The sequence below is a fragment of the Neobacillus drentensis genome, from assembly GCF_036965425.1.
Classification (GTDB): Bacteria; Bacillota; Bacilli; order Bacillales; family Cytobacillaceae; genus Neobacillus; species Neobacillus drentensis_F.
The window spans coordinates 1-5,936 of record NZ_JBALPP010000001.1; the positions used below are offsets into that span (position 1 = coordinate 1).

General features: G+C 35.1%; 8 protein-coding genes and 1 pseudogene. 4 read left to right on the plus strand and 5 right to left on the minus strand.

The window, feature by feature from the left end; genetic code table 11:
* The first annotated feature begins 69 nt into the window (after window positions 1-69).
* A complete protein-coding gene (locus tag V7161_RS00005; RefSeq protein ID WP_335441712.1) occupies window positions 70-348 on the plus strand; it encodes a stage V sporulation protein S in 279 nt (92 codons plus the stop codon).
* A 332-nt stretch (window positions 349-680) separates the two neighbouring features.
* On the opposite strand, the gene V7161_RS00010 is transcribed toward V7161_RS00005, so the two are convergent.
* Window positions 681-1,115 carry a S1 domain-containing RNA-binding protein gene (locus tag V7161_RS00010; protein WP_335441713.1) on the minus strand — a complete coding sequence of 145 codons (435 nt, stop codon included), beginning with the start codon at window positions 1,113-1,115 and terminating at the stop codon, window positions 681-683.
* Between the two features lie 340 nt (window positions 1,116-1,455).
* On the opposite strand from V7161_RS00010, the gene V7161_RS00015 reads away from it, so the two are divergent.
* On the plus strand, window positions 1,456-1,611 hold the full coding sequence (locus V7161_RS00015; protein WP_157412979.1) for a hypothetical protein: 156 nt from the start codon (window positions 1,456-1,458) through the stop codon (window positions 1,609-1,611).
* Between the two features lie 120 nt (window positions 1,612-1,731).
* On the opposite strand, the pseudogene V7161_RS00020 reads toward V7161_RS00015, so the two are convergent.
* Window positions 1,732-2,528, minus strand: a pseudogene (locus V7161_RS00020) (tyrosine-type recombinase/integrase).
* Window positions 2,529-2,624: 96 nt separating this feature from the next.
* Between V7161_RS00020 and V7161_RS00025 the strand changes: the two are divergent.
* Window positions 2,625-3,254 (plus strand): hypothetical protein, encoded by a 630-nt coding sequence (locus tag V7161_RS00025; RefSeq protein WP_335441714.1) that lies wholly within the window; start codon window positions 2,625-2,627, stop codon window positions 3,252-3,254.
* A gap of 182 nt (window positions 3,255-3,436) precedes the next feature.
* Window positions 3,437-3,754, plus strand: a complete 318-nt coding sequence (locus V7161_RS00030) for a hypothetical protein (protein WP_335441715.1) — start codon at window positions 3,437-3,439, stop codon at window positions 3,752-3,754.
* Window positions 3,755-4,063: 309 nt separating this feature from the next.
* Here V7161_RS00030 and V7161_RS00035 read toward each other — a convergent pair whose 3' ends face one another.
* The 3 genes from V7161_RS00035 to V7161_RS00045 form a co-directional block, all read right to left on the minus strand.
* Window positions 4,064-4,360, minus strand: coding sequence for a hypothetical protein (locus V7161_RS00035; protein ID WP_335441716.1), 297 nt, complete (start codon window positions 4,358-4,360; stop codon window positions 4,064-4,066).
* Between the two features lie 594 nt (window positions 4,361-4,954).
* Window positions 4,955-5,293, minus strand: a complete 339-nt coding sequence (locus V7161_RS00040) for a hypothetical protein (protein WP_335441717.1) — start codon at window positions 5,291-5,293, stop codon at window positions 4,955-4,957.
* Window positions 5,294-5,465: 172 nt separating this feature from the next.
* Window positions 5,466-5,936 (minus strand): hypothetical protein (locus V7161_RS00045; protein ID WP_335441718.1); only part of this gene is annotated, 471 nt, incomplete at its 5' end.

Consider the following 5,936-nt stretch of genomic DNA (forward strand, 5'->3'; position numbering starts at 1 on the left):
AAAGATACTTAATAACATTCTTCTCCAGTGATCATATCAAGCAATTAAATAACAGGGGGAAAAATTTATATGGATAATGTATTAAAAGTATCATCAAAATCAAATCCGAATTCAGTTGCAGGTGCAATTGCAGGCATATTAAGAGAAAGAGAAAATACAGAAATTCAAGCGATTGGAGCAGGTGCTTTAAATCAAGCGATTAAAGCAATTGCGATTGCAAGAGGATTCGTAGCTCCTAGTGGTCTTGATCTGGTTTTTGTTCCTGCATTTACAGATGTTTTAATCANNATCAATAATGAAAATAGGACAGCAATCAAATTATTGGTAGGTCCTAGAAAAAAACGATAGATTTGCGTTGAGACGATCAAAAAAAGAATTATTTTGTAAAAATTCCCCTAATTCTATATTAGCTTGTTGTGTTAACGGGTGCTATAGTTAAACGTAAAGACTGTTATTGAGTGAAGTTTTTTCAAATTGGCTATCTTTCAGGTTAAATGGATAAGAAGTAACCCCTCTTAGAGGAATTTTCGTTTTTAAGAAAAGTTCTGTTAAACTTTGATGTTGTTTTTTTGTGTGCATTTAATGACCTAAAGTGGTAAAAAATACACTAAAGAAGGCAAGCCATTTTATTATAGAGGCTTACCTTTATTTATATTATGAAGTTTAAAAATCGCAGTAAGTTATCCGCGTCTCCCGCCTCTACCGCCCTGCTTTGCTCCGGTGTTACGTTTTAGAGTAGACAAATTCTCTTCACTAGTCTTTAAAAAACGAGCCATTTTATCTTCGAAATTTTCCTTGGTTTTGAAATTGCCTTTTGATCGGCTATCAACTCTTCCTTGTCGTGGAGGGCGTTGTGAATAAGAAGAGGTTTGTCCTTCGGGTCTATCTGTAGCTTTTTTGATGGACAAGGCAATTTTTCCGTCTTTCTCACTAATCACTTTAACTTCAATCAGGTCGCCTAATTTGAGATGGTCATTAACGTCTTTCACGTAGCTATCTGCAACCTCACTGATATGCACAAGACCTGTTGAGCCTCCCGGTAATTCTACGAAAGCTCCAAAATTAGTGATACCTGTTACTTTACCTTGTACTTTGCTTCCTACTTCAACTGACATAAAAATTATTTTCCCCCTCAGTATTGTTAAAACATTATTATAACAAATTATTGAGTGAAATAATATCAATGGAGTTATTTTCCTAGAATCTTAAGTTGTAGTTATCAAATTGGAGGTGTTTTATTGAGACGACTTTTTTTAGGTATATCCGTCGTAATGATTATTCTTATAGGAATGTATTTTTTGACAACAACAGGGGCTTGAGTTGAAGACCCACCTGCTATTTTTAGCAGGTTTTTCTTGTTCGACTACCGGGGCAGCTTTGTTTGAAAGTATTGTAAAAAAAAGTTAAATTTGTAATATAATATAAGTAATTCGTTGTTAGTTTGGAGGTGTTATGATGATTTGGATTTATATATTTACACCTATCATTATATTGGTTGGAATAGCCATTTATTTTGACAAAAAATCTGGGGCGACCTCACCAGATGAAAGAACAGCTGATAAGTTAGAGGAATATCCACCAGAAAATCCTTTCGGACCCAATAATTTTTGACCTTAAAATGATTCAAATACAACTTTTCAAAGACATTGTGAAGGATTGTACTTAAAGTAGTGGGTGCGAGAATTAAAGAAAGAGCAATGCTTTTTAATGCATTGCCTTTATGAGTTCAATTTAAAAATACTTGCAATAAAGTTCTCGCCTTAAACTCCCACTTAACTGAGCTCTGGATCACTTCAAGAGGTGCACCATTATTTAGCATATGAGTGGCATAACTGTGCCTTAGCTGGTGCGGATGAATCGATTTATTGATCCGTGCCCGATTCGAAATTCGTTTGATGATATATCTCATCCGGGCAATACTCATTCGATGAGGATACCGTTCTGTAACAAAAATGGCTGCATCGCCATCCTGGCGTTGATCAAGGTATCGTTTAAGCCAAATTTCGCAGCAGATGTTAAAATACACATCCCTCTCCTTATCCCCTTTTCCTCTCACAATAGCACAACGGTTAGACCAATTAATTCTAGTCTTCTCTAAGGAAACAATTTCTCCTATACGGCACCCAGTGGAAAACATGAATTCAAACAAAGCCTTCTCCAATGGGCTGGTGCAGGCTTCACGTAAATGTTCAATTTCAAATTCTGTTAGAAACTTTGGAATTCGTTTCCCTGCTTTAGGTTCCTTTATTTTGGCGGCGGGATTTTTTGAAATATGACCCTCCTCATGTGACCAACGAAATAATGATTTCATAAAACGTATTCGGTGAGCCAAACTTGAAGGTTTTAAGGCTTCGCTTGACTTTGCAAGGTATTCTTTAAGTTGAGCTGTGGATAGTATTAAGTTTAACATCCTTAAAATATCTAATAAGTAATGTGGCTTGGAGTTTATATGCTTTTAATGTTTGTGGCGAAAATCCTTCAATTCGTTTATCCGATTCATATGTTTCCCATGCCTTTGACAATAACAAAATACATCTCTCCCTAAATTTTCTTTTTTAGAGGAATTATTGACTTCATTCTCGAAATTGAAACGGGAGATTCTATTCAACTATCGGGGCAGGTTAGTGGAAGAAGGGAAATTGAAATTTCTTGTTGAATTTATTACATTCAAAGACTACAAAAGACAGATCAACCTAGAACGTCAAAAAGATGGAGGTAGTATGTCAAAAGAGGTACATTTCTTTGCTACTAAAGCTGATTTAGAAACAGGGCTCAAAGAGTTAGAACTCTATCGTAAAGTGAAATATGTAAGAGCTGGATTGTTTGATCAAATGGAAGTTCCAGTTTATACATCTTATAGTGAAATTATTGACTTTGGTATTAATCATTCTGGGGACCATATATCTGAACGGTATCTTGTACTAGACCAAAATTTTGAATTGAAAATTGAAGAAGTACCTCAACAAAGAGGAGGATTAAAGTTTGCAGTTGACCAACTAATCAACGGCTCATCAATCGTCTTTTGGCCTGGTGGTATACATAAAGAAAGCTTTCTTATTTGTGGGCATATATCAACGAGTTCAAAAGAGAATATCTCACTAGAACTCTATAAGGATTTTAGAAAGAAAGTTCTTAAGGGTTTTAAGAAGATTGGAAGTTATTATTGTGGGCTAGAGGCATTGCAAATGAAGGATGAAGTCAGATTTATAACTATAGGTATTCATCAAGATAAGTTATACGACTTGAAAATCTAAGTACTTAATATTTACTAACGGAAGAGTTTAAGATCAGAGCTGTCTTTATGGCAGCTTTTCTTGTTCAACTAACGGGGCAGTTTAGTTGAAGAAGGAAGAGTAAAAAATATTAAATTTTGGAACTATTTTGAAGTGAATTCGTATATAAAGGTATTTAGATTTATAAAGGGGGAGAAATAAAAATGAAGAAATTAATCACCATTGTCATTACTTTGTTTGTTTTATTGGGACTAAGTTATGCTCTAACTTGGTTTACCCATTCAAAATTCATAGACTACTCATTTTTTGCTGGATTAGCGGTAACGGTTATTATTTGGTTTTTCACCTCAAAAGGTGGTTATTCTTCAAGAAGCCTAGATAGTTCCGTTCAAGGAAGTACAGGAATCAAAACAGAGAGACAAAAATATGAGTTTTCACCTAATATCGCCTTTTTTACGTCATTGGCTTACACCATTATTACTTTTTTAGCAATGTTATATTATTATAGGAGTTATCTCTAAATACAAGAGGATTTGCATTGTACATACCTTCTTAAATAACGGGTGCAAGAGTTAAAGAATGGGATCGCTGCGGCGGTCTTTTTCTTGTTCAGGTAACGGGGCAGGTTAGACGAAGAACATGAAGAATATGAGTTTTTTTGTTAAACGTTCTTGGTGCATATAATATTAAAAGAAAAAGAACTCATTATTGAGTTCCTTCCTCTAGATATTTCACCCGTTAGCCACACATTTAGCAGTTCTTCAAAATCTGAGGTTAACGGAAAATTTACATTTCCTTGTTAAATTTATTGGAATCCTTATGAAAAATAGCTAGTTATTTATAGAGTTAATATTATTGCTCAGATCACGATTATTGGAAGCTGTATTGTTATCTGCTTCAGCCGACTCCCCCATCTGGTTACCAATAACACCGCCTGAAACACCACCTATAACAGTACCAATTAGTCCAAATTGAGCACCTATCATAGCACCCGCAACGGCATCAGTAAAAGTTCCTGTTGCTTCAACAAAGTCGCTGGTACCTTGATTAGCATTACTACCAACTTGGTTGTCGCCACTTTCTTCTACAATTTTGCCAAAGTTATTGCGTTCGTTACTGTAATTCATCTATTCACTTCCTCGTTTATTAATAGGGAATATACTAAATATGAATGCAACCATCCTAAAAATATACTACCCAGCTGAAGTAGTTTTACTCACTATATGTTTAGGAAGCACGCTTTATCCTCAGTAATGCAGCTATAAAGGTATACACCAAGGGCATTGCTTTAAAAAGGGGTGCTTTTTTGTTTTTCAACAAACGGAGAAGAATAAAAAAAGACACGAAAACGATGGTTTAGATGGTTCTGGAGCTGATTCAATCATCGGTGCTTCGTCGCTTTATTCGTTGTCATCTTTTTGAGACTGTTGCCATATCAGGTCACCAAAACATTGTTATTTATATTTGCCTTTATTTGTTTTTGTTTTAGTGTTTATGTGTTACTTACTTACACTAATGGGTGCTTGAGTTTAACAAAGAGTCGTAGCTGCGACTCTTTTTTCTTGTTCCACTAACGGGGCAGGTTAGTTAAAAAAGGAATCAATTTTGGAGAACGTTACTGAAGGTCAAAGCACGATTAAGTTTCTATCGAGGAGGCTTTAAAGACTGAAAAGTGGTGATGTTCATAACCTTCTCAAATGGAATTGATGACCTTTAATTTCTTAATCAATTCCCCTTCTTCTTTCTTTTTTATTATGAATGAAGTTGTTCATAAGAATCTTGAATACAATAACAGTTAACAATTGAGTGAACACATAGACAAGGAATGAATAACGAAGTTCCCACCCTTTATATTGGAAAACGCGAAAGGTATTAGATAGAGCTTCGAAAGCAGTCCCGAATAAAGACCAACACAAAATATAAAAAGGGATTAACAACCCTTTAATCTTTAGCTTGTCGTAGAGATAAATGAACAGGTATCCACTAATGGGATACATTCCCCAGGTTGGAATCTCCGATATGGTCAGCCCTGGATTTATGTTTGAGTCGTATAAATCCATTGGTGGGACCCCAATTGTTTCGTCTAAACCCAACGAAACTGCCAAACTCAACATCATAATAAGTACTGAAACAACTTTGGGTAAACGTTGTGGCAACCAATATACTATAAGACATCCCACGAGAAATACAAAAATACTAAACCATACGTTAATATTCGAAATTAAATACATGCTAAATCCCATCACTCCGTATAAGCAATCGAATCATCCAAACTGAACATAATGCCATAATCAAAACAATGGATTTAAAAGGTATGTACCACAGTAATCCAACTGAAACAAAACGGGCAACACCGAATACGTGGAAGGTCCAGCCCCCTAAAAAAAGAACTCCAAGGGTTGCAATATAACATAGGAGTCTAACGATAAAGTGTTTTAACAGGAGAACCTTATCAAGAACCCATGTAATAATAATAGGATTTAATATAAGAGACCATGTTATTCGGACTAAAGCTAATTCCTTACTATCTGGTACAGTAATCCAATGTTTATTAACAAGGAAATAAGTGTAAACAAGGGCATTAACCGCTGTTACCGTAAACCAAATCGCTAATAGTTCAAATAGGTGAAGATGTTTGGTTTTTACACAGAATGCGGTTAATAATAGAACAGAAAAAGAAACCACCAATACCATTAACATACA